The 21,290-nt window shown below is 69.8% G+C and carries 9 protein-coding genes; all 9 read left to right on the forward strand.

The window, feature by feature from the left end; genetic code table 11:
• Positions 1–272: 272 nt before the first annotated feature.
• Positions 273–1,712, forward strand: a complete 1,440-nt coding sequence (gene eccD, locus OU415_RS21915; protein WP_270950833.1) for a type VII secretion integral membrane protein EccD — start codon at positions 273–275, stop codon at positions 1,710–1,712.
• Positions 1,713–1,761: 49 nt separating this feature from the next.
• Positions 1,762–3,129, forward strand: a complete 1,368-nt coding sequence (gene eccB / locus OU415_RS21920; RefSeq protein ID WP_270950835.1) for a type VII secretion protein EccB — start codon at positions 1,762–1,764, stop codon at positions 3,127–3,129.
• Complete coding sequence (locus OU415_RS21925) at positions 3,126–3,413, forward strand: hypothetical protein (protein WP_270950837.1); 288 nt, start codon at positions 3,126–3,128, stop codon at positions 3,411–3,413. The genes eccB and OU415_RS21925 overlap by 4 nt, the downstream gene beginning before the upstream one ends.
• An 81-nt stretch (positions 3,414–3,494) precedes the next feature.
• On the forward strand, positions 3,495–3,785 hold the full coding sequence (locus OU415_RS21930; protein ID WP_270950838.1) for a hypothetical protein: 291 nt from the start codon (positions 3,495–3,497) through the stop codon (positions 3,783–3,785).
• Between the two features lie 71 nt (positions 3,786–3,856).
• Positions 3,857–5,215: a hypothetical protein gene (locus tag OU415_RS21935; RefSeq protein ID WP_270950840.1), complete on the forward strand. Its 1,359-nt coding sequence runs from the start codon at positions 3,857–3,859 to the stop codon at positions 5,213–5,215.
• A gap of 13 nt (positions 5,216–5,228) precedes the next feature.
• Positions 5,229–8,108 carry a hypothetical protein gene (locus OU415_RS21940; protein ID WP_270950842.1) on the forward strand — a complete coding sequence of 960 codons (2,880 nt, stop codon included), beginning with the start codon at positions 5,229–5,231 and terminating at the stop codon, positions 8,106–8,108.
• 8 nt (positions 8,109–8,116) lie between these two features.
• Complete coding sequence (locus OU415_RS21945) at positions 8,117–8,512, forward strand: YbaB/EbfC family nucleoid-associated protein (protein ID WP_270950844.1); 396 nt, start codon at positions 8,117–8,119, stop codon at positions 8,510–8,512.
• Positions 8,509–8,820: a hypothetical protein gene (locus tag OU415_RS21950; protein WP_270950846.1), complete on the forward strand. Its 312-nt coding sequence runs from the start codon at positions 8,509–8,511 to the stop codon at positions 8,818–8,820. Before OU415_RS21945 ends, OU415_RS21950 begins: the two co-directional genes overlap by 4 nt.
• A gap of 250 nt (positions 8,821–9,070) precedes the next feature.
• Positions 9,071–21,190 carry a WXG100-like domain-containing protein gene (locus OU415_RS21955; protein WP_270950848.1) on the forward strand — a complete coding sequence of 4,040 codons (12,120 nt, stop codon included), beginning with the start codon at positions 9,071–9,073 and terminating at the stop codon, positions 21,188–21,190.
• Positions 21,191–21,290 lie beyond the last annotated feature (100 nt).

A 21,290-nucleotide genomic window follows, 5' to 3' on the forward strand; every position in this document is an offset into this window, starting at 1 on the left:
CTCCTGGTCGGACGCTGGCGAACCCTGCACCACATCACCGCCAGCCCCCGCAAAATCGGCGACATCGTCCAAGCCGCCCTCGTCCTCACCCACCACGAACACGGCCGAATCCACTGAGATCACCTCAATGGAAATTGGACGTCTGATTTCCATTGAATTTGCGTGACCCCGGACGGCGGACCCCCGGACGGCGGAGCACTGGACGGCGGAGCGCCGGGTGGTGGGGACTGTGGGGGTTGAACCTTCGGGGGGTTCGGGGACGTGGTGGGGGCATGGTGGCGACGAATCCGAACGGGGCGGCTACTGCGCAGCCCGCTCCGTCGACGCAGCCGGGCCAGTCCGGTGAGATGTGCCGGTTGACCATCTGCGGGCCGACCTCTCGGGTTGAGCTGGCCGTGCCTGCGCACGTGCCGATCTCCGATCTGATGCCGACCGTGCTCGGGCACCTCGATCCGGCGTTGGCGACTTCCGGGCTCGCGCACGGGGGTTGGGTGTTGCAGCGGCTCGGCGAGGCGCCGTTGAACGAGGAGCACGGGACCGCTGCCGCCGGGTTGTACGACGGCGATGTGCTGCACCTGCGCCCCCGGAACGACCAGCTGCCGCTGGCCGACTTCGACGACCTCGTCGACGGGATCCACACTGGACTGTCCGCGCGCACCGACAGCTGGCGTCCGGCGCTGACCCGCCGGGTGTGCCTCGCGCTCGCCGCGCTGGCCGGGTTGCTCGCGGTGCTGGTCACGACGTTCGCCGGGAGCGGGACGGTGACCGCGATCAGTGCGGGAGCCGTCGGGCTCGTCCTGATCGGCGGCGGTGCCCTCCTGGCGCGGCTGCTCGAAGAGCGGGGCGGAGCGATCACGCTCGGTGCGGTCGGGGTGGTTGCGCTCGGCGTCGCGGGGTTCGCGATGCCTGCGGGCGCAGCGCCCCCGGCCGACTGGTTCACCGTGGCCGGAGCGCTGGCAGGCGCGGTCGTCGTGGCCGCTGGATCCGTCATCGCCCGCGCCGCGCTCGACGTCGCCAAGGCGGGATTCCTCGCGGTCGCCTGCGGGGCTGTGCTGACCGCGCTCGGATGCGTCACGGGCCTGCTGTTCGGTCTGGAAGCGCATGCGACCGCAGCGGTGCTCGTCGCGATGGTGCTGGCCGTGACCCGGGCCGCGCCGCAGCTCGCCACCTGGCTCGCCGGGCTCGTCGCCGAGCCGGTGCCGACCACCGCCGAGGAGTTCCAGCAGGGCCTGGATCCGTTGCCCAGCAAGGACGTCCTCGACCGGGCATCGGTCGCCGACGCGCACCTCACCGCGTTCCTCGTGGTGCTGGGCGCGGTCTGCTCGGGCGCGCTGCTGGTGCTCACCTCGCACCTCGCGTGGGACACAGCAGCACTCGGACTCGTCGTGGCGACGCTGTTGCTGTTGCAGGCCAGGGAGTTGCGCGGGATCTGGCACCGGGTCGCCGCGCTGGTCCCGGCCACCGCGGCGCTGATGTCGGTGCTGCTGCACTGGGTCGTCGACCTGCCGCTGCTCGGCCAGCTGTGCGTCCTGGTCGGACTGCTGGGTCTGGCCGGGAACGCGCTGGCCGGTGCCCAGGTGCTGCCCGGCCGCCGGCTCGTGCCGCGCTGGGGACGCCTCGGCGACATCCTGCACTGGATCTGCGCCCTCGCCGTGCTGGCGCTCGTGTTGACGGTCGCCGGTTTCTACGGCGTCGTCGCGTCGTGGTTGTGAACCTTCTCGGTCGTGGCAGCCGTGTTCGGTAGCGGAAGGGAGGGCGAGCATGTACGGCAGGCGTGAGCAGGTCGAGGCGCATTCGTTCCTGGTCGGACGGATCCTCGCCGCGGTGCTGCGCACCGATCCCGACGACCCGAACCGGCCGCTCCGGCGGACCACGACCGGGCTGGCGGGCGGCATCGCGGTCGCGGTGCTGGTGATGGCGATCGTGCTGATCGTCAGCCTGCTCACCGGGATGGGCGGGAACGCCTGGCGGGAGAAGCCCGGATTCCTGGTCGTGGACAAGGATTCCGGCAACCGGTACGTGCTCGTCGACGGGCGGCTGCGCCCGGTGCTGAACTACGCGTCGGCTCGGCTGATGGTCGGGGGAGAGCCGAAGGTCGCGAAGGTCGGCGGCGGGGAGCTGGCGGACTTCCCGAAGGGAGCTCCGATCGGCATTCCGGGTGCGCCGGACGCGTTGCCGCCGGCCACGTCGGGGGCGCAGCCGTGGACGGTGTGCGCGGGGGTGCGGGACGGCGATCCGGGGGTCGCGGTGACCGTCGGCCCGCTGCCCGGGATGGCCGAGCTGGGGCCCGACGAGTCGGTGCTGGTCCGCGTGGGCGACCAGCAGTACCTCGTCTGGCAGGGCAGCCGGCTGCGGGTCACGGAGGGGTGGGTGCCCCGCGCGCTCGGCCTGGACCCGGCTTCGGCCATCCCGGTCGACTCGGCGTGGCTCAACACGCTGCCCGCCGGACCCGACCTCGGGGCGCCGCCGGTGCCCCGAGGCGGGCCCGGGCCGGACGTCGCTGGTCAGCCGACCGAGATCGGCCAGCTGGTGACCGCACCGGACGCGGTCGGCGACACGACGTTCGTGGTGGACGCGGGCGGATTGGTGCCGGTGTCGCGCACCGTCGCGGCGCTGCTCGGCGCCGATCCGGAGGGGGCTCTGCCGCCGCCCATCACGATCACCCCGGCGCAACTGGCCAAGCAGCAGGTCCTGCCGGCCCCGGTGTGGCAGGCCGAACTGCCCGCCCGGCCGCCGAAGGGCCTGGACCTCGACCGCCGCGTGCCGTGCGTGCGCTGGGAGTCGGGCGAGGTGGCGGTGGTGTCCGCGCCGGGCCTGAGCGGATCCACTGTGGATGGACAGACGTCCGGGGTCACCCGTGACGGCCGGGTCGCCGACCTCGTCGACGTCCGGCCCGGTGCCGGGTTCATCGCCCGCACCCGCCCGGCACCCGGAGTTCCCGGGGCGGGCGTCTACCTGATCACCGAGGCCGGGGCGAAGTTCCCGGTCGCCAGCGGAAAAGCGGCCGAAGCGCTCGGCTACTCGGTGGACACCGCGGAACCGGTTCCCGCGGACCTGCTGGCCCTGCTGCCGACCGGGCCGGTCCTCGACCTGATCGGCGAACAACGAACGGAGGAGGAAGTCCGATGACGCAATACGGTTACGACGACGGAATGCTGGTGAAGGTCATCAGCGCCACGGAGACCGCGCTCGGCCAGATGCGCCAGATCAACGGCAGCGTGCAGGGCCTGGCCGGCCAGCTCCCGGTGGTCAACAACTCCACGTCCGGCATGAAGCTCGGCCAGCTCCTCGGCGACTGGAACATGGACTTCAACAAGATCGTCAACGAGCTGGAGAACCTCAACACCAAGGCCGGTGGACTGTTGCAGACCAACCGCAACGTCGAAACCGAAACCGGCGGCGCAGCTCAGTAGGGGTTTTTCCAGGCGCGTTTTGCGTAGCGGTGAACACCTGAAGTCCAACCGCTCCGGCACTTTTCGGGAAAGGGAAATCGGATGACCGCGTTCGACGTCAACCACAACGGCTACGGCGAAGTCAACCAGCAGCTGCTCCAGGCCGTGCAGAACCTCGGTTCCGTCCTGGAACAGCTCAACGCAGCGCTGAAGAACATCCCCGAGGCCGCTTGGGGCCAGGCGCAGCCCATCTGGTTGGAGAACCAGAACCAGTGGAACCGCTCCTACCAGACGATGTCCGAGAAGATCCAGCTCACCTCGCGCTCCTCGGTGGGCATCCACGACACGTTCAAGGAAGGCGACCAGCGCGGCTACCGGATCATCGCCGGCTGACCTCGCAGCGACACCGGCACCACTGTTGACGGCCCGCTGGACCGGGCCGAACGATCGGGAAGGAGATCTCGGTGGAGGAGACGGATCCGGCGCGGACGGCGAGCACCAGGGGGACGGATTTGCCCGCCACCGCGGCCGTCGAGGTCGAAGCCGTGGTGGTGCCGGTGTCGAAGCCCGCCGAACACTCCGAGGTACCCGGGGGTGACGTCCCGCCGGGAGAGCCGTTCAGCGGTCCTCCCGGCGGGGACCTCCCGCCGCTGGAACCCATGACGGCGACGAAGGTCGTCGTGGTGGAGAAGGTCGTCGTCGCGGATGGTGAGCCCGCGGAGCAGGTGCCCGCGGATCCGGGGGTTCCGCCGACGGAACCGGTCACCACCGAGCCGGTGCCGCTGGAACCCCACACAATGCCGAAGCACTTCATCTTGGCGAAACCGGCTGAGCAGCAGGAGTTCTCGGCGCTGGAGCCCGCGATTCCGGCGGAGCAGGGCGTGCCGGCGGAGCAGTTCCCCGCGGAGCAGGTGCCGGACGAGCCCAAACAACCCGGGTACGCGCTGAGGTCGCCGCAGGTGGTGTCACCGCACCCGGTCCTCCCCGTCGAGCCGTCGCAGGAACAGGCGAAGCTCGAACCGACGGTTCCCGGGCAGCCGCTGGAGCCGATGCGGCCGAACGAGCCCGCGAGGCTGGAACCGACGGTTCCGGCGACGCCGCTGCAGCCGGCTGCGCCCGGAATTCCGGTCACGCCTGCGCAACCGGCTGTTCCCGCGCAACCGGTGGAACCGTACGGCGGCGTGGTGGGTGTCCCGGCCGGTGCACCGCCGACCGAGGGCGCCACCGAAACCCCGATGCCGAACCAGCCGCCGCCCGCGCAGGACGCGCCGCCTGCTCAGCAGCCGCCACCCGTGCAACAACCTCCGGTGACCTCCCAGGCACCGGATGCACCCCCAGTGCAGAACCCGCCCAGCACGCAGCCCGTGCCGAACACGCAGAACCCGGGCGGTGCGTACAACTTCCCCACCACGCAGGGGATGGGCGGCATGCCGTCGACGAACGGGGACGTCGGCCCGGACCCGAACATCAAGTTCGACGAGGGGCAGTACAACCAGCTGCTCGCGGTGCTCGGCGACATCAAGAGCACCGTCCGCACGGCACCTTCCCAAGGCCCCGCCGACCTCGACGCCGAGCTCCAGCTGCAACCGACCGGCCAGACCTGGGAACCGGCGACGAAGCTGGTCAAGTGGGGCGCGACCTTCGGCGGCACGGTCCAGACGGAGAACAAGAGCCTCAAGAAGGCCCTCGACACGCTGCACGACTCGCTGGAGAAGGCGAAGGAGGTCTTCAAGGAGACCGACGACCTCGCCGCCTACGACGCTTCCAAGTTCACCACCGAATACCCCGGTTTCACCGGCGGCGGCATGTCCGGAACCGCGTGACTGGAGACGAGCGATGACTGAACCCACCGGCCAGCCGGAGCCGATCAAGGGCGACAACACCTCGAGCGCGACGTTCGACCAGGTGCTGTTCACGGTCACCGGTGAAGGCGCCGACCTGCACGGCATCGTCGACAGCGGGGCGGACCAGGCCCAGGGCTGGTTCCAGGAGTCCTCGGTGAAACCCGGGAGCGCGCAGACCGACGGCCAGTCCGCGGGTAGCGGCTACAGCTACCACGCGTGGGACAAGTGGTACCTCTCGGTGGACCGCAACCCCACGCTGCCGGGTAACTGGGACAAGGCGCTCGCCGAGATCGACGCCCTGACCGACCAGCTCAAAGCCGCGAACATCGGGCTGATGAACGTCAACCGGCTGCGGGACGCGAAGGAGTCCGTCGACCACTACGTGGAGTGGCTGTCCACCAACCACGACACGCTCCAGCAGTGGGCCAACAAGCTCTCCAGCGACGACTCGGCGTTCAAGGGCAAAGCGGCGCACGCGATCCAGCAGAGCGTGAACAGCCTCGCGGAAACCGTCGAGAGCCTGCGCGAGCAGATCGTCGAGGAGCGCAACACCTCGGAGGGGCTGCAGCGGGCCGCGGAGGCCGCCTCGAACTTCGGCAAGGGCATGGCGACCGCGTGGAGCGAGTACTCGGGCGCCCTGAAGAACCTGGCCACGAACACGATGAACGCCGTGCTCAACAACGTGAGCGCTTACGTCTACGGCAAGGGCCTGGTGCACGGCACGCCGAACTACGCGCTGGACGTGCTCGCGAGGAGCAGCCGGGACAAGGCCGAGACCTACATCCAGAACGTGATGGACGGGTACCGGTCCGACGACAACCGCGGCCCGGCGGTCACCCAGCCCAGCGTCCAAGGCGCTCCCGGCATGATGTGGCCGGTGATCACGCCCGGCAGCGTGAACGCCGATTCGGTTCCGTTCACCCCGGGGAAGCTGCCGGAGGGCTTCCCGGTGATCGGTGGTCCGCTGGGCAGCCAGACCACCTGGAACGACATCAACGCCAAGATCAGCGACTACATGCGCAAGAAGATGGAGCCCCTCGACGAGGCTGCCCGCAAGCGGATCGACGAGCTGCGAACCGGCTACGAGAACACGAAGTCCTCGCTGGAGGGCCTGGAGACCCCGATCTCGCAGACCGGTGGCGGTCCCGGCGGCGGTCCTGGCGGCAACTTCCCGCCGCCGAACGGGGGCATCAACATCCCGCCGCCGAACGGTGGTGGGGATCTGAACGTGCCGCCGCCGAACGGTGGTGGTGACTTGAACGGTCCGCCGGGGAACGGCGGCGGGGATCTGAACCTCCCGCCGGCCAACGGTGGTGGGGATCTGAACGGTCCGCCGGGGAACGGCGGCGGTGACCTGAACCTCCCGCCGGCCAACGGCGGTGGGGGTGTGAACGATCCGGCGAACGGTGGTGGGAACACGCCGTCCACGTTCGGGGGCGGAGATCTGCCTCCTGCCAACGGCGGTTCGAACCTGCCCGGTGGCGGGGACGCACCGGCCTTCGGCGGTGGTGACAACCCGGCGCTCGGGGGCGGTGGCCAGGGCGATCAGCCGCCGGGCGGGATCGGCGACGTTCCGCCGGCGAACGGCGGCGGGGGAGCTCCGATCGTTCCGCCGAACGGGATGACGGGCCCGTTCGGCGGCGGCAGCGCCAACTCGCCGGATGCCAAGAGGCAGCTCAACGAGGTTCCGGGCGGTGGCAACCCCTTCGACCCGGCGAACGGTGCCGCGAACTCGCTCGGCGGGAATTTCGATCCGGCTGGTGGGGCGTCGAACTTGCCGGGCGGGAATTTCGATCCCGCTGGTGGATCGTCGAACTTGCCTGGCGGGGGCGAGCTTCCTGGTGGGAACTTCGACCCTGCTGGTGGGACGTCGAACCTGCCCGGCGGAGGTTCGAACCTTCCCGGTGGCGGATCCGATTTGCCTGGTGGGAGCTTTGATCCGGCTGGTGGCTCCGCGAATCTGCCGGGTGGGAGTTTCGATCCGGCTGGTGGTTCCGCGAACTTGCCTGGTGGGAGTTTCGATCCGGCTGGTGGTTCCGCGAACTTGCCTGGTGGGAGTTTCGATCCGGCTGGTGGTTCCGCGAACCTCCCCGGCGGGAGTTTCGATCCGGCGGGTGGGACGTCGAACTTGCCTGGCGGAGGCGACCTGCCGGGTGGGAGTTTCGACCCGGCCGGTGGCTCCGCGAACTTGCCCGGTGGTTCCGATCTGCCGGGTGGCGGTTTCGATCCGGCTGGTGGCACGTCGAACTTGCCTGGCGGAGGCGAGCTTCCGGGCGGGAGCTTCGACCCAGCCGGTGGATCCGCGAACTTGCCCGGCGGTGCGAGCTTGCCTGGTGGCGGCTTTGATCCGGCTGGTGGCACGTCGAACCTCCCCGGTGGTTCCGGCCTGTCCGGCGGGAGCTTCGATCCCGCCGGTGGCACGTCGAGCCTGCCGGGCGGCGGGGGCGACTTCTCCGGCCTCCCGGGCGGGGGCGCTGGCGGCTCGACCGGTGGGTTCGGCGGCGAGGGGTGGTCCGACTGGTCCGGGCAGGACCAGACGACCCAGCAGAGCGGACCGTCGCAGGTCGGCGGCTCCGTCGGCGACCCGCGCGGCGGGATGCCGATGATGCCCCCCATGATGCCGCCGATGTCCGGCGGGCAGAACAACGCCAAGGAGCGCGAGCGCCAGACCTGGCTGTCCGAGGACGAGAACGTGTGGGGCACCAGCAGCGCCGCGGGCAACGGCGTCATCGGGCTGCCGAACGACCTCGCGCACGAGACCGACGAACCGCTCGCCCCGACCCACGTCCACGTCAGCTCGACCGCGTCGCGTACCAGCACCGATGCGCCCAAGCAGTCGGAGCAGCCCGCTGAGCAGAGCGCGACCAGCTAGGAGGCCGGATGTTCTCCTCGATGCACAACGACATGACCGAGGCGCTGCAGGAGCTGCGCGCCAAGCAGGACCAGTTCAGCACCGCGTTCGCCGAGCTCGACGAGGTCACCGCGAGCGCCACCACGAAGGACCGCGCGATCAAGGCCACTGTGGACGGTCGCGGGCGGCTCACCGAGGTGGTGTTCAACGGCCAGCGGTGGCGGGACATGGCGCCGAAGGAGCTCGGCGCGAAGATCGTGGAGGTGGTCACCGACGCCCAGCGGCAGGCGGCCTCGGCGGTCGACGAGATGATGTCCGGGCTCACCCCTGCTGGCGTCGACCTGCGGGAACTGCGCGAGAACGGCCCCGATCTGGAGGCCGTGATCGACTCGACGCTCGGCGACGTCGGGCGGTGGTCGCGGTGACCGACCGCTTCTACGCCGACCCCGACGGGCTGGCCAGGGGCGGCGCCAACCTCGAGCAGTGGTCGATGCTGGCGAAGGAGATCGCCGCGCAGATGCGCAACGTGACCACCGCCTACCGGCACGCGGGCGGCACCGGCGAGATGGGCGAGCAGTTCAACACCAACTACAAGCCCGGCGAGACCAAGGCGATCGAATTCCTGTCGATGCTGGAAGAAGCAGTCGGCGGCCACGGCGAGCGAACGCTCAAAACAGCGCGGAGTTTCAGCGACACCAACGACGAAGCCGACGCAGCGGCCCCGCGCGAATGAATGAGTGTTTCCAGGCTCGTTTTGCGTGGCGGTGCGGGTGGCGGAACCTCAGCGCCCGCCTGGACTGCGGGATCCCGTTCTGATGTATGCCCAATACACGGCGAACGGGCTGTCCTCGCCAGACGAACGCTGAGAACCCGCGGCGGTGCCAGCGCCGTAGGTGGGTTAAGCGCTACGCGCTTGCGGCGGCACGCATCGGCTGGGCGCGTCAAGCATCGCGCCAGAGGAATCAAACGTTAGGGATCTCGCCATGGCGATGATGGTCAGCCCGGAAGTCGCGAAGCTGTTCCAGGTGCTCACCGGCGAGGAATTCCCGGACGCCAACGAGGACCAGCTGCGCGCGCTCGCGGGCGAGTGGCAGCAAGCCGCGCAGAGCCTCGGGCAGCTCGGCCCGGGGCTGCGCAGTGCGGTCCAGAACATCAGGGCGAACTTCGAGGGCGAGGCCGCGCAGGCGTTCGTGGAGCGCGTGGCGCCGTTCATCGAGGGCGATGACCTGATCTCCTCGGCCGCGGAGCTGTTCAACGGGCTGGCCAAGGCGCTGCTCGACCTCGCGCTCGACGTCGAGTACATGAAGATCGTCACGATCGCTTCGCTGATCGCGCTGCTCGCCGAGATCGCCTGGGCCACCGCCATGGCACCGTTCACCGGCGGCGCGACGATGACGTGGCTGGCCGCTCGGTTCGCCGTCGTCCGGTTCCTGATCCAGAACCTGCTCGGCAGGGTTCTGCGGCAGGTGCTCTCGACGGCCGCGTTCAGCGTCGCGTTCCAGCTGCTCATCGACGTCACCGCCCAGACGGCCCAGTTCGCGATGGGCACGCGGACGGAGTGGAACACCGACCACACCAAGAACGCGGCAGGCACCGGCGGGATGGGCGCGGCGCTGGCCCTGCCGATGGCCGGCCTCGGCAAGCTGTTCGGCAAGGGGCTCAACGGCGCGCTCAACTCGGCGTTCGCCAAGCAGTTCGGCGAGAACTGGGCCAAGAAGGGCTCGGAGGTGATCTCGCACATCGGCACCGAGTCCTTCCACGAGACGATGACCGAGGCGCTGTACAAGTACGCCACCGAGGGCGAGTTCGAGTTGAACCCGTTCGCGGCGACCGCGGGCGCGGCCTCCGGCGCCGGCAGCGCGGGCGGCGATGCCCTCGGGAACAAGCTGTCGGGCAAGCTGGACAACGCCGGCCTCGGCAACGGCGGTCCGAACACCAGCGACCGCTCCTCTCCGGACACCAGCAGTGCCGATGCGCCGACCAGCGAAAGTCCGGATCTGACCGGAGGAAACGGTCCCCAGACATCGGGCGGCAACTCACCCGGCGGTGCTCAGAGCAACGGCAACTCGTCGACTCCTCCCACCAGTCCGAGCACCGAAATCCCCGGTCAGCACGGATCCGTGCAGCCGGGATCGGGTGGGAACGGTGCTGGGCCGGTGGCAGCTGCCGCGAACACGGGCACCGAGACGCCTGTCCGGTCGAGCACGTCGACTCCGAACTCCAGCGGGAACGAGGCGCCGACAAGTTCCGGCTCGACCTCCGTTCCACGGGGGAATTCGACGCCGGGGAACGAGGAGGCGACCGCGGCGCCTCCGGTGGAGTCTGCTCAGAGCACTGCCCCAGGTGCGTCATCGACCGGCCCTGGCCCTTTTGCGGAAACGACTGGTCAGCAGGGGAGTTCGCCGGTTTCGAGTCCGGTGGAGTCGCCAACTTCCATCACGCCTCCGGCGCAGTCGCCGACTTCCGTCGCGCCGCCCGTCGAGGCGTCCTCTCCGCAGAGCACGACCTCGGGCGGGGAGTCGCACGAAGTGCCGACCAGCTCCAACTCGGTGGTGGAAACACCTGTTCCGCAAGGGAATTCTTCGCCCGTTTCCAGCCCACCGGACTCGCCGACGACCGTCGCACCTCCGGTGCAGCAGAGCCCGCCGGCGTCGGAACTCAGCGGCCACGAGTCATCGACCGGTACTGGTTCGACGGAATTGCTCACGACCAATGCGCCTCCGGTGGAAGTGCCTGGTCAGCAGCACACCCCGACACCGGGGGACGGCCAGCAGAACCCGGTGGCGCCGGAGAACCAGACCTCCGAGCAGTCGAGTTCCTGGAACGATCAGCGCACGTCCGGCAACCAGGAGTCCTCGACCTCCCACACGTCCGGGACCTCGCATCAGCCGTCGGAAACTAGCCAGGTCGCCGCGCCGCAGGTCTCGGAGCATTCGGGGCCTGGCCAGCACCAATCCGGTCCGGAGACGGTGGTCGACGCGGAACGCAGCACGTCCGGATCAGAGCATCGACAAAGCGGTTCGGACGTGGAATCGCAGTCGCAGCCCAACTCGATGCGTCAGTCGAACGAGTTCGATCCGAACCAACAGCTGGATGACGCACCGGTGGCGGAAGGCGAGTTACCCCCAGCCCAGCAGACACCTCAGTCGTCCCCGGAACACACCGGGACGACCGGGGAAAGCGCTGTCGAGACGCAGAACCATCCGCTGCGGCAGGACGATTCGAACCAGCAGCCGCCGCAGCAGACGACTGGTCAGTCCGGCGACTCGCAGACCTCCCCGATCGGGCCGTCGCAGAACGACCAGCAGACCGTGCAGTCGTCACAGCAGGTGAGTGGTCAGTCCAGCAACTCGCAGACCTCACCCACCGGGTCGTCGCAGAACCAGCAGACCGTGCAGCCGTCGCCGAACCCGGTGCAGCAGACGGTGCAGGCGCCGTCGAACCAGTCGCATCAGACGGTCAATCCGGTTCAACAGCCAGCGAACTCCGCGACTACTGCGCAGTCACCCGCCGCCGCGACTTCGGCGAAGCTGCCGCCCACCCAGCAGTCCGTCCCGAGCACGCCGACGATCAGCGCGGGCACTCCGAAGACGTCGCCATCGACCGCAACTCCCGGTATGAAGCCGAAACGCGGCGGCGGTCAGCCCCTGCCGACGGCGCAAGAGGCCGTGGCGAGCCTCGGCGGGATGCAATCCGAGAGCTCGGGATCTCGGACGGCGGAGAGCCACGAGATGACCACCCTGCCGAGCCGCCGCGCCGAAGCCCCGCCACTGACCGACCAGAACTCCTCCGGCCAGCAGACCAGCCAAAACGACCAGCAGACCGGCCAGAGCAGCGACGGCCAGCGGAACAACGACGACCAGAGCAACGACCAGAACCCCGGCCGGGAGAGCGACCCGTTCGCGCAGGTGGACCGGGCCGTCGAGAATGCTCGGAAGGCGGTCGAATCGGCGCTCGCTTCGGTCAAGGCGGCCGACACCCGCGCGCAGCACAACCTGACCCACGTCCAACGCTCGATCCGCGACACGGCAGGCGCGGTGATCGCCACGCGAGAAGCCTTCGGCACCAACGAGCAGCGGACCGCGCAGGCCCAGCAGCGATACGACGAAGCCCGCAGCGAAGCCGACCGGCAGGACGCGAAGCTGGAACTGGACCGCGCCCGCGCGACCGAAGCGTCGGCCAACGCGGCGAGCAAGGCCCATGACAACGCCCGATCAGCGCTGAACACTGCGGACGGCGCGATCAAGAAGATCTCCGACCAGCGCACGAAGGCCAACGACGCCCTCAACACCGCCAACGACATCGCCAACAACGCCGGCAACGCCCGGACCGACCTCGAGAACGCGATCAACCGCGCCAACGACGCCCGAGCAACGGCCGACAACCTCGCCGCACAAGCAGCCAAGGCGCGCAACGACGTCGAGGACCTGGCACGCCATCGGGACAGCGCCAACGAACGGGCCGGCGAGCTCAAGAGCATCCGCCCGGGCAACGCCGAGCAGCGCGCGAACCTGGACCAGGGGCTCGCCGCGCTGGAGAACGACCTGGCCAAGGCCGAAACCCGCGCGAACACCCTGGCCGACCAGGCGCGAAACGCCGAGCACCAGCACGCCGACGCCGTCCGCGACCTGGACAACGTCCGAACCGGAATCGACCGGCTCCGCGACCAGGCCCGTGCCGCCGAAGCAGCGGCCAACGCCAGCAGGGACGAGGCCAAAGCCGCCGCCGAGCAGTCCGAGAAGGCCAAGGACGAGGCGAAGGAAGCCGCCAAGCAGGGCGAGTTCGAACGCGGCCTCACCCAGCTGTCGTTCCTCCCGCACGAATCCGAGCTGCAGATCGAGTCGCTCGGCCCGCGGAACGGCCTGATCAACGGGCTGGCCGAGCTGACGGGGCGGACGCCGGAGCAGATCAGCCAGGAGATCGGCAGGCTCGGCGACGACGAGCTGGTGCGGGCGATCGGCGACGGCCGGCTCCGGATCGGGGGCCAGGACGTCGCGGTCGGTTCCGACCTGCACCGGCCCGCCGACACCAGGACCGCTCCGCCGCATCAGCAGCCGAGCACCACGAGCACCGACAAGTCGAACGAGCGAGGGAGCCCGAGCACCGAGTCGACCTCGACCAGCGTGCCGATCCGCATCCCGCTGATGTTCATCTCCCCGCTGGACCTCGCCGGTGGGGTCGTCCGCCCGATGGTCTACGTCGGCGGGACCGGGAAGCGGGCCCAGAAGTTCGACTCGACGGTGACGTTCACCGACACAGAGGGGACTTCGCGCACCCACGTGCCCGTCGAGATGAAGCTCGACCTCTCGGTCCCGGGCAAGCCACCGGTGAGCACTTCGATCGGTGCCGGCCTGCGGACGCCGGAGATCACCCGCGGCGATGCGATTACGACAACGCTGCCGGACGGCGGCTTCGGGGATGCGCGGCCGGTGCTGGCGAGCATTCCGGAGTCCTTCCAGGACGTCCTGGGCAATTCCCGGGAGGCCGCCGCTGACCTGACCGATCAGCTCTTCGCCAGGACCGGCGAGCAGAACCAGATCACCACCGGCGACGGCCAGGTGTCGATCCGCCCGGTCGGCGACGGGCGGATCAGCTACGTCGGCACCACCGCGGTCGACAGCTCGCACGCGGTCAGCAACACCCGCAGCTGGCAGACGACCAAGGGCAGCGACGCGAACTTCGGCATGGGGCTCTACACCGGGAAGAAACCGTTCTACGTCGGCGGATTCCTGGACTTCAGCAGCGGGCTGACCGACGGCAGCACCCCGAGCGCGGACGACACCGTCACGCAGTCCGGCAGCGAGCACCAGCTGGTCTACGACGTCTCCCGGGACATGCAGGTCGGCGACGTTCAGGAGAACGTCCGCACCCAGGTGCACGTGCCGGTGTGGCAGGCCCGCGACCTCGGCCTGCCGCTGCCCCCGCACCTCGCGGAGGAGAGCACACCGACGCCGGACCCGCATCGCCCGTACCTGTTCGGCCGGGACGAGATCAAGTCCGTCGATCACCAGAAGATCTCCGACTTCATCACCGGCGAGGTCCGCGACACCGACAACGGGTTGAGCGACAACGGCCGGAACGCGATCGAGGAGAAGCTCCGGCCGGAGATCGCGAGGGACACGATCTACGACGCGATGTACAACGGTGCCCGCGCATCCTGGCAGCAGGACGGCAGAACGCACTTCGTCGACATCTACGCGTTCCCGGCGGCACCGGAGAGCACCACGCCGTCCGGGCAGCAGGACACCAGCACGGAGATCAAGCACACCGACAAGTACCAGCGGGGGCAGTCCTCGTCGCGCACCGCGCGCATCGGCGGTGGCGGAGCGTTCATGGCGAGCATGACCGACAGCCCGAACCCGGACGCCCCGAAGGCCACGCCGAAGGACGGCCTGCCGAACCCCTACCAGGGCGGACCCAGCCAGACGACCGCCGGACCGCGGGCGATCGCCTCCCTGACCTACGAGAGCGGCATCTCCAACAAGTCCGGTTCGGCGGCCAAGGACGGAAGAGCGGGCAAGTACAGCGGCGAGATGCGCGACTACGAGGGACCGCTGGACATCGTCGTCGTGCACGGCTCCACCAAGGACCCGAACTGGGCGCAGCACCACATCGCCGGCAACCGCATGCTGTTCGGGCCCAACGCCGGTGAGCGGTACTCCGGACCGTCGAAGTCCGACCTGGACCAGGTGCTGGCGGGCGATTCGACGCACCCGGACATCCACCAGGGCCGGGTGGACGGCGCGATCCGGGTGACCACCGCCGCCGACAAGTTGAACTGGGCGACCAAACCGCTGCCGACGAGCGCGACGAAGCCCGGCACCTACCTCGGCACCCCGCCCGCGCTGCCGTCGGACAAGGTGGTCGGATCGGCGCTGCTCGGCCCCTACACCAACATCGAGCACGTCCGGATCTCACCGAACAGCTCCGAGGCCGTGGACATCGCGCTGGCCAAGCGGATCGAGCAGGTGCCCGCCGACGGAACCGACCCGACCCCCGTCCGCCGACCGCCGAAGGGCAGCGGGAACTGGTCGACGTGGGCGGAGAAGACCTTCACCGACAAGCGGACCGACGACACCGGAGCGGAGCAGTCCACCGACTACACCTACAAGAGCTCCGAGCTGACGCGCCCCGGCACGGCGTCGGCCGAGGCGGTGCGGGAGTTCCAGGGCAGGGTCGGCAGCCTCGGCACGGCCAGCCAGGGCCTCGGCGACCTGCCGAACAGCACCGGCAAGATGTTCGGCAAGGGCAGGGTCTTCGACCTCAACGGCGAGCTCAACGGCGAAGCGACCTACCACTCACCGCGGCTGGTCGACGTCCGGGCGGAGAGCACGCTCAAGCGCAACCAGGCCGGTGAGCAGGTCGCCGGGGCCACCGAGTCGTGGGGCGTCGGGGTCGACGTCGAGGCCAGCGGCAACCTCATGCCGAAGCGCGACGGCCAGGTCGGCGGGATGTTCGGCGGGGTGCTCGGCGCGGGCGCGAAGCACGGCCGCAGCCACGGGCTCGAAGTGACCACCGGCGGCAAGCAGGAGTTCGAGAAGACGGGCCCGACCGCGCTGGTCGCCCTGGACGTCCGCTACCGGTACTGGGCCGAGATGTCCTTGCGCAACATGCTCAAGACCAGCCGCTTCGACCAGACCGGCGATGCCGAGGTGAAACCGGTCGACGTGACCGTCGACGAGCCGGACGGACTGCTGGTGGAGATGCCGGTCGACCAGGCCATCGCGATGTTCGAGGCGCTCGACCTGCCGGTGCCCCCGGAACTGCCCGAGATGCTGGGGACGCCGGGGGAAGGCGTCGACGACCCGGCGCACACGATGCTGACCGGCCCCGGCGAGTACTCCTCCTACAGCGACACCTCGGTGAGCGGCGCGCGGCTCACCGGCGACGACCCGATGGCCACGGTCCGGGACCGGCTCGCCGAGCTCGACGTGACGGACGCGGACTGGCGGCGCGAGGTCGTCGACCAGGTCAACGCCCGGCTGAACAGCCCGGCCGGGCACGTGTGGCTGTCGGACGCGCTGGTCGGGCAGGAGGGGCGGATCTCGGTGCCGCACCCGAACGCGGCGCTCGAGGACGTCGTCGACATCCGCGTCGAGGCGACGCGCGACGACCGGGCCGTGTCCGCACCGGGCGAGCAGACGACCCCGGACAAGCTGACCAGGTCCAACTACGTCGCGGTGTCCGAACAGCACGCGAAGAACACCACCTGGTCGGTGAACGCATCGCTCAACGCCGGTGTGCGCAAAGTGGAAACCCCGGCGGTGCCACCCGGGAAACCGGACGAGAACGGCGAGATCCAGCAGGCGCCGCCGAAGCCGGGCGCGTCCAGCGGCGCGTTCACCCCGCAGGTGCTCGGCGGCGGGAAGAGCTCGAAGACCGAGCACGTCATGGACGGCAGCGGCAGCTCGAAGCTGACCACCAAGGTCGACACCGACAAGGTCGGCAGCGACACCCGGCCGGTCACCTACGAGCTGCACATCACCCGCCGCAGGGCGCCGATGCCGGCGCTGGACACCCCGAGCCTCGGGGCTGCCAAGCACCTGGTGGACCTGGACAAGGGGGTCGGCGACCCGCCGATCACGCTGCAGGGCGAGGTCGACCTCGTCTCGCCGAGCAGCGAGGCTTCACCACCGCTGCGGAAACCGGCGCAGCCGCCGGAGTTCGAGGTGGTCGACGCGCCGCCGGACCGCGAGCCGGGCTTCGGGCCGAACGACGCGTTCCGCGTCGAGGCGATCGGGGAGGACACCGCACGGGCCCTGCACGACGCGGTGTACGCGCAGCTGTCGACGAAGCTGCCGCCGACCGGGCCGCTGACCGCGGACCAGGTAGCCGAGGCGGCGCAGACGACCTCGGAGTTCACCCGGCCGGGCAGCAACTCGGAGTACGTCGCGCACAACACGGCCAAGGGCAGCTCGCTGCACAACGCGTCGAACACCCTGTTCACCGGGGGTGACGTCCGGGCGGGCGACACCCTGGGCAGCAAGCACCCGTTCTACGACTCGCTGTTCGACCTGAAGCTCACCGGCGGCCTCCGCCCGGAGGACCTGACGCTGGTCAAGGCGCTGCCCGACGACACGAAGATGAACTTCAGCAAGGAGGTCGAGAACTCCGAGTCGCACGGCACGACGAAGACGGTCACCTCGAGCTTCGGGCCTGCCGCGTCGGGGTACGGCTCGAACACCCACCAGGCGGCGGGACCCGCCCCGACGAGCGTGACCTTCGCGCCGCCGGGGTCCGCGACGGTGAGCAACGACCAGGTGGCGGCCTCGAGCGCGAAGGACAGCACGACCTCCGGCGTCAAGCACGAAGGCCGGTCGTACCTGTTCCGCGCCGACCGCGCGGACATCTACTCCGACGCGCGGATCCACGGCTCGAACTGGACGCACAAGCTGGCGAACGCGGTCAAGGGCATGTTCGGCGGGAAGGGGCATCCGCAGGACAGCACGGTGAAGATCACCTCCCGCGGCGACTTGCACGTCCGGGTCTGGGAGAACACCGCGCTGGACAAGGGCCTGCTCACCCAGCACGACGTGTGGAACCACGCCGGCCGGCTCCCCGAGGGCCGGGCGTACGAGGTGACCCGCAACGCCGACGGGGCGACGATCCACCCGCCCGGCCAGCCCGCCGGGGACCGCGCGCCGTCCGCGAGGCCCGGCCGGAACCTGCACATCGCACCGGGGGTGTCCCTGCCCGAGGTGGCGGAGTTCGTCGGCTCGCTCCCGTCGGACATGCGCCCGTCGACCTACAGCGTCGGCCCCGGCCACTCCCTGACGGTGGCCGACGTCCAGGACGCGGTGGCCGGTCTGCCGGAGCCTGCCGACGACACCAGCTCCCCGTCGCGCGATGCCGCCGACTGGGAGCAGTACCGCGGCAACATCCGGTCCCGGACGGTGAACACCGAGAGCGTCGACCCGCTGCGCACCAGCACGGTCAGCCGGGCGCCGAACGGGGCGCTGCAGTTCCACCCGGAGAAGGTCACCGGGCTGATCCGCTACGACGTGGGACGCGTGGAAGTCGCACCCGACCAGTGGGTGCAGGAGTACACCGTCAAGGCGCACCTGCAACCGGGCGAGGGGATCACACCCGAGCAGCTCGCCGACCTGAAGTCCGCCGCGCAGTCCTCTGTGGACGATGTGTTCAACTCGGGGCACCGGCTGCCGAGCGGCGATCAGCTGCACGTCCGGTTGGAGTTCGTCGACGACCCGGCGCAGGCGCACGCGAAGATCACCGCGACGGGCTCCGGGAAGTCCGATCAGCTGAACTGGAACGTGACCGACCCCGGCGGCGTCTTCGCCCACGAGATCGGCCACTACCTCGGACTTCCGGACCAGGCGCTGGCCCCGGAGATGGTGCTGGACCGCAGCCGCACCGACGCCGGGGTGATGGGGGAGCAGGTCTGGAGCAGCCCCGGGCTCGAACCGCACCACCTGGAACTGATCGAGGACACCGCGCACCACCAGGTCGTCGTTCCCGAGACCACCTTCCACGAGCTCCGCAACGGCAGCGAGGCGCCGCACGACACCGTGGTGCACCTGGACGACCCGGACGGGCCGACCCGGCAAGCACCGCCCAGGCCGAACTCGGCGGAGCAGAAGTACGGTCGGCTGCCGGCGATGCCCGCCCCCGGCGATGTCCCGGTCCGGGGAGGCAGCAAGACGTTCCAGAACGGGCTGCGCGAACACCGCGTGGAACAGCTCGGCGAGGTGGCCGAATACTCGCCGAAGACGGTCAAGGCGACCCGCAATCCCGTCGGTTTCGTGGGAATGGTGCCGGCGACTCCGAGCAGCGATCTGTACGGCCTCGCGGAGAAGTACGCCGGCGCGATGTCCGACGGCGCGCAGCGGTCGCACCGGGTCGGCCTGGTGATCGGCCTGAACCAGCACCGCCTCGCCAACGACGGCCACCGGGCCAACATCGATGCCGCCATCGCGGAGTTCGACGCGGCGTGGCGGAAGAAACCGCTGGACATCCCGGTGCGGATCATCGGCTTCACCTGGTCCGAACCCCAGGTGCACTCGGGGAAGCTGGAGCTGGGCGACCAGAAGTCCGTCCCGTACGGGCTGCTGCGCGAGCTCATCGCGCACCACCAGAGCATGAAGGACCTGGTCGGCCAGTTCGCCGAACACAGCGATGACGTGTACGTGCACATCGGCGACTCGGACGTGCAGTCCATGGAGACACCCGACGGCACACCGGTGCTCGACAAGGTCGCCGATTACCTGGAAGGCCGCACCCCGCCGACGCTGCTCAGCGGCGGGTACCGCATCGACGCCCCGCACGCCGCCAAGCTAGCCACCGAACTCGACCAGTCGGTGCGCAAGGCCATGGCGGACGTCGACCCGCGCGCCGTGTACTTCCCGGAACCGAACACCTTCCTGCGGACCAACGGCGAATCGGCGCTGGACTTCGGATGGACGTTCGGCCCCGGCGACCAGGAGGGGCGGGCGCTCTTCGACAGCGTGTCCCCGGGTTCCGACGACGCCGTGTTCGACCCGGGCTTCTCGATCGCCACCGACGGCGAGCGGGTCGCCGCGAAGCTGTTGCCGCTGGGCGGGAACCCGGCCTCCGAGGACTTGGCGGGTGGCCTGACGCAGAGCCACGCGGACCGGAAGACCTGGGAGAAGCAGCTGGAGCACTACCTGGACAGGTACCACGGCCAGCAAGGCATGTCCGATGTGGTGAAGGGCGCGGGGAAGATCGCGTTCGAGCACGCGCAGTTCCACGAGAAGGCGAAGACGGACGAGGACCCGGCGCGGGCGATCAGAACCGTCCGGAACGGACTCGTCAACGAGTTCAAACTGCCCAAGCACGTCGCCGAGGACATCGCGAAGATCGCGGTGAACACCTGGGTGGCGAGGGGCCAGAAGCTGCAGGAACTCGGCTTGAACGGCGAGCGGTCGCGGAGCACGGACGCGATCGGTGCGGCGGCGATCGCCGGTGATTTGCTGGAGCCGGAGTCGGTCCAGGACTCCGCTTCGGGGTTGCTGGAGCCGGAGTCGGTCCAGGACTCCGCTTCGGGGTTGCTGGAGCCGGAGTCGGTCCAGGACTCCGCTTCGGGGTTGCCGGAGCCGGAGTCGGTCCAGGACTCCGCTTCGGGGTTGCCGGAGCGGGCGTCGGCCCGGGACTCCGCCGCGGAGTCGCGGCCGGGCAAGCGGTCGCGCGACGAGTTCGAGGCCGACGAAGGGCCGGTCACCGCATACGAACCGTCCTACTTGCGGCCGTTGCCGGAACAACTGGTGCCGCCCGCACAAGGGGACACGGACGCGCTGCTCGCCGTGGTGCCGCCGGGTACCCGGTTCGCCGACCCCGCGAGCTTCGCCGGACTGATCAACGGCACGCGATCCGAGCAGGGACGCGACGTCAACTGCGTTGACGCGGCCCTCGCGTTCCACGAGACCTACCGCGGTGAACCGCGGGTCGCGGGCATCGCGCCGAACGGTATGCCGCGCGGTGCGGGGACGGCCGCCGCGGAAGCCCTGGGCTACGCGCCGGAACTGTTCAGCCGCGGACCGTCGGGCCTGGCCGAGGTGATCGACCGGATCACCCGAGCCGGACACGGCGCGGACGCGGTGGTGGTCGGATTCCGCCGCGGCGGCGAAGGCCACGCGTGGAACATCGTCAACCACCACGGCACAGTGTCCATTGTGGATCCACAGGCGGGCACAATCCGCCCGGCGACCACGGACGGCTTCTCCTGGCTCGACCGCGTCTACGCAACCCCGCTGGACGCGAACGGCAACTACGTCGACGACCCGACCCCGGCCCCGCAACCGCCCACGACCCCCGACCCGTACGCCACCGCCGAGTACGAGCGAGCCCGACAAGCCCACGACCTGCGACAAGCCGCCGCATCAGGCGAGGAAATCCCGCTCCCCGGCACCCCGGGCCGCCTGATCCCGGGCCTCGGCGGCCTACGCCTGGTCGGAGCGGCCATCACGGCAGAACTAGCAGCCGACCTGGCCTCCCTCTCCGACCGGAACATCATCGCCCACGTAATCGGCCCAGACGCAGACCCCGAAGAAGAACGAATCACCGACCTCCCCCAACTCCGCTTCCCACCCAGATCCCGCCCAGAACCCCTAACCCCCACCCCCCAATAACCCCACCAACTAACCCACACCCAGCGCTGATACCTCACGAGCGTCAAAACCACCGCCCCCGCACGAGACTCGGTGCTGAACCCTCGTGAGTGGCATTGGT

This window comes from Saccharopolyspora oryzae (assembly GCF_027853915.1).
In the GTDB taxonomy this organism is placed as follows: domain Bacteria; phylum Actinomycetota; class Actinomycetes; order Mycobacteriales; family Pseudonocardiaceae; genus Saccharopolyspora; species Saccharopolyspora oryzae.

Excerpts from the sequence above, each read along its gene's own strand:
- eccD (WP_270950833.1), top strand. The coding sequence starts at position 273 with ATGGTGGCGACGAATCCGAACGGGGCGGCTACTGCGCAGCCCGCTCCG.
- eccB (WP_270950835.1), top strand. The coding sequence starts at position 1,762 with ATGTACGGCAGGCGTGAGCAGGTCGAGGCGCATTCGTTCCTGGTCGGA.
- OU415_RS21925 (WP_270950837.1), top strand. The coding sequence starts at position 3,126 with ATGACGCAATACGGTTACGACGACGGAATGCTGGTGAAGGTCATCAGC.
- OU415_RS21930 (WP_270950838.1), top strand. The coding sequence starts at position 3,495 with ATGACCGCGTTCGACGTCAACCACAACGGCTACGGCGAAGTCAACCAG.
- OU415_RS21940 (WP_270950842.1), top strand. The coding sequence starts at position 5,229 with ATGACTGAACCCACCGGCCAGCCGGAGCCGATCAAGGGCGACAACACC.
- OU415_RS21945 (WP_270950844.1), top strand. The coding sequence starts at position 8,117 with ATGTTCTCCTCGATGCACAACGACATGACCGAGGCGCTGCAGGAGCTG.
- OU415_RS21955 (WP_270950848.1), top strand. The coding sequence starts at position 9,071 with ATGGCGATGATGGTCAGCCCGGAAGTCGCGAAGCTGTTCCAGGTGCTC.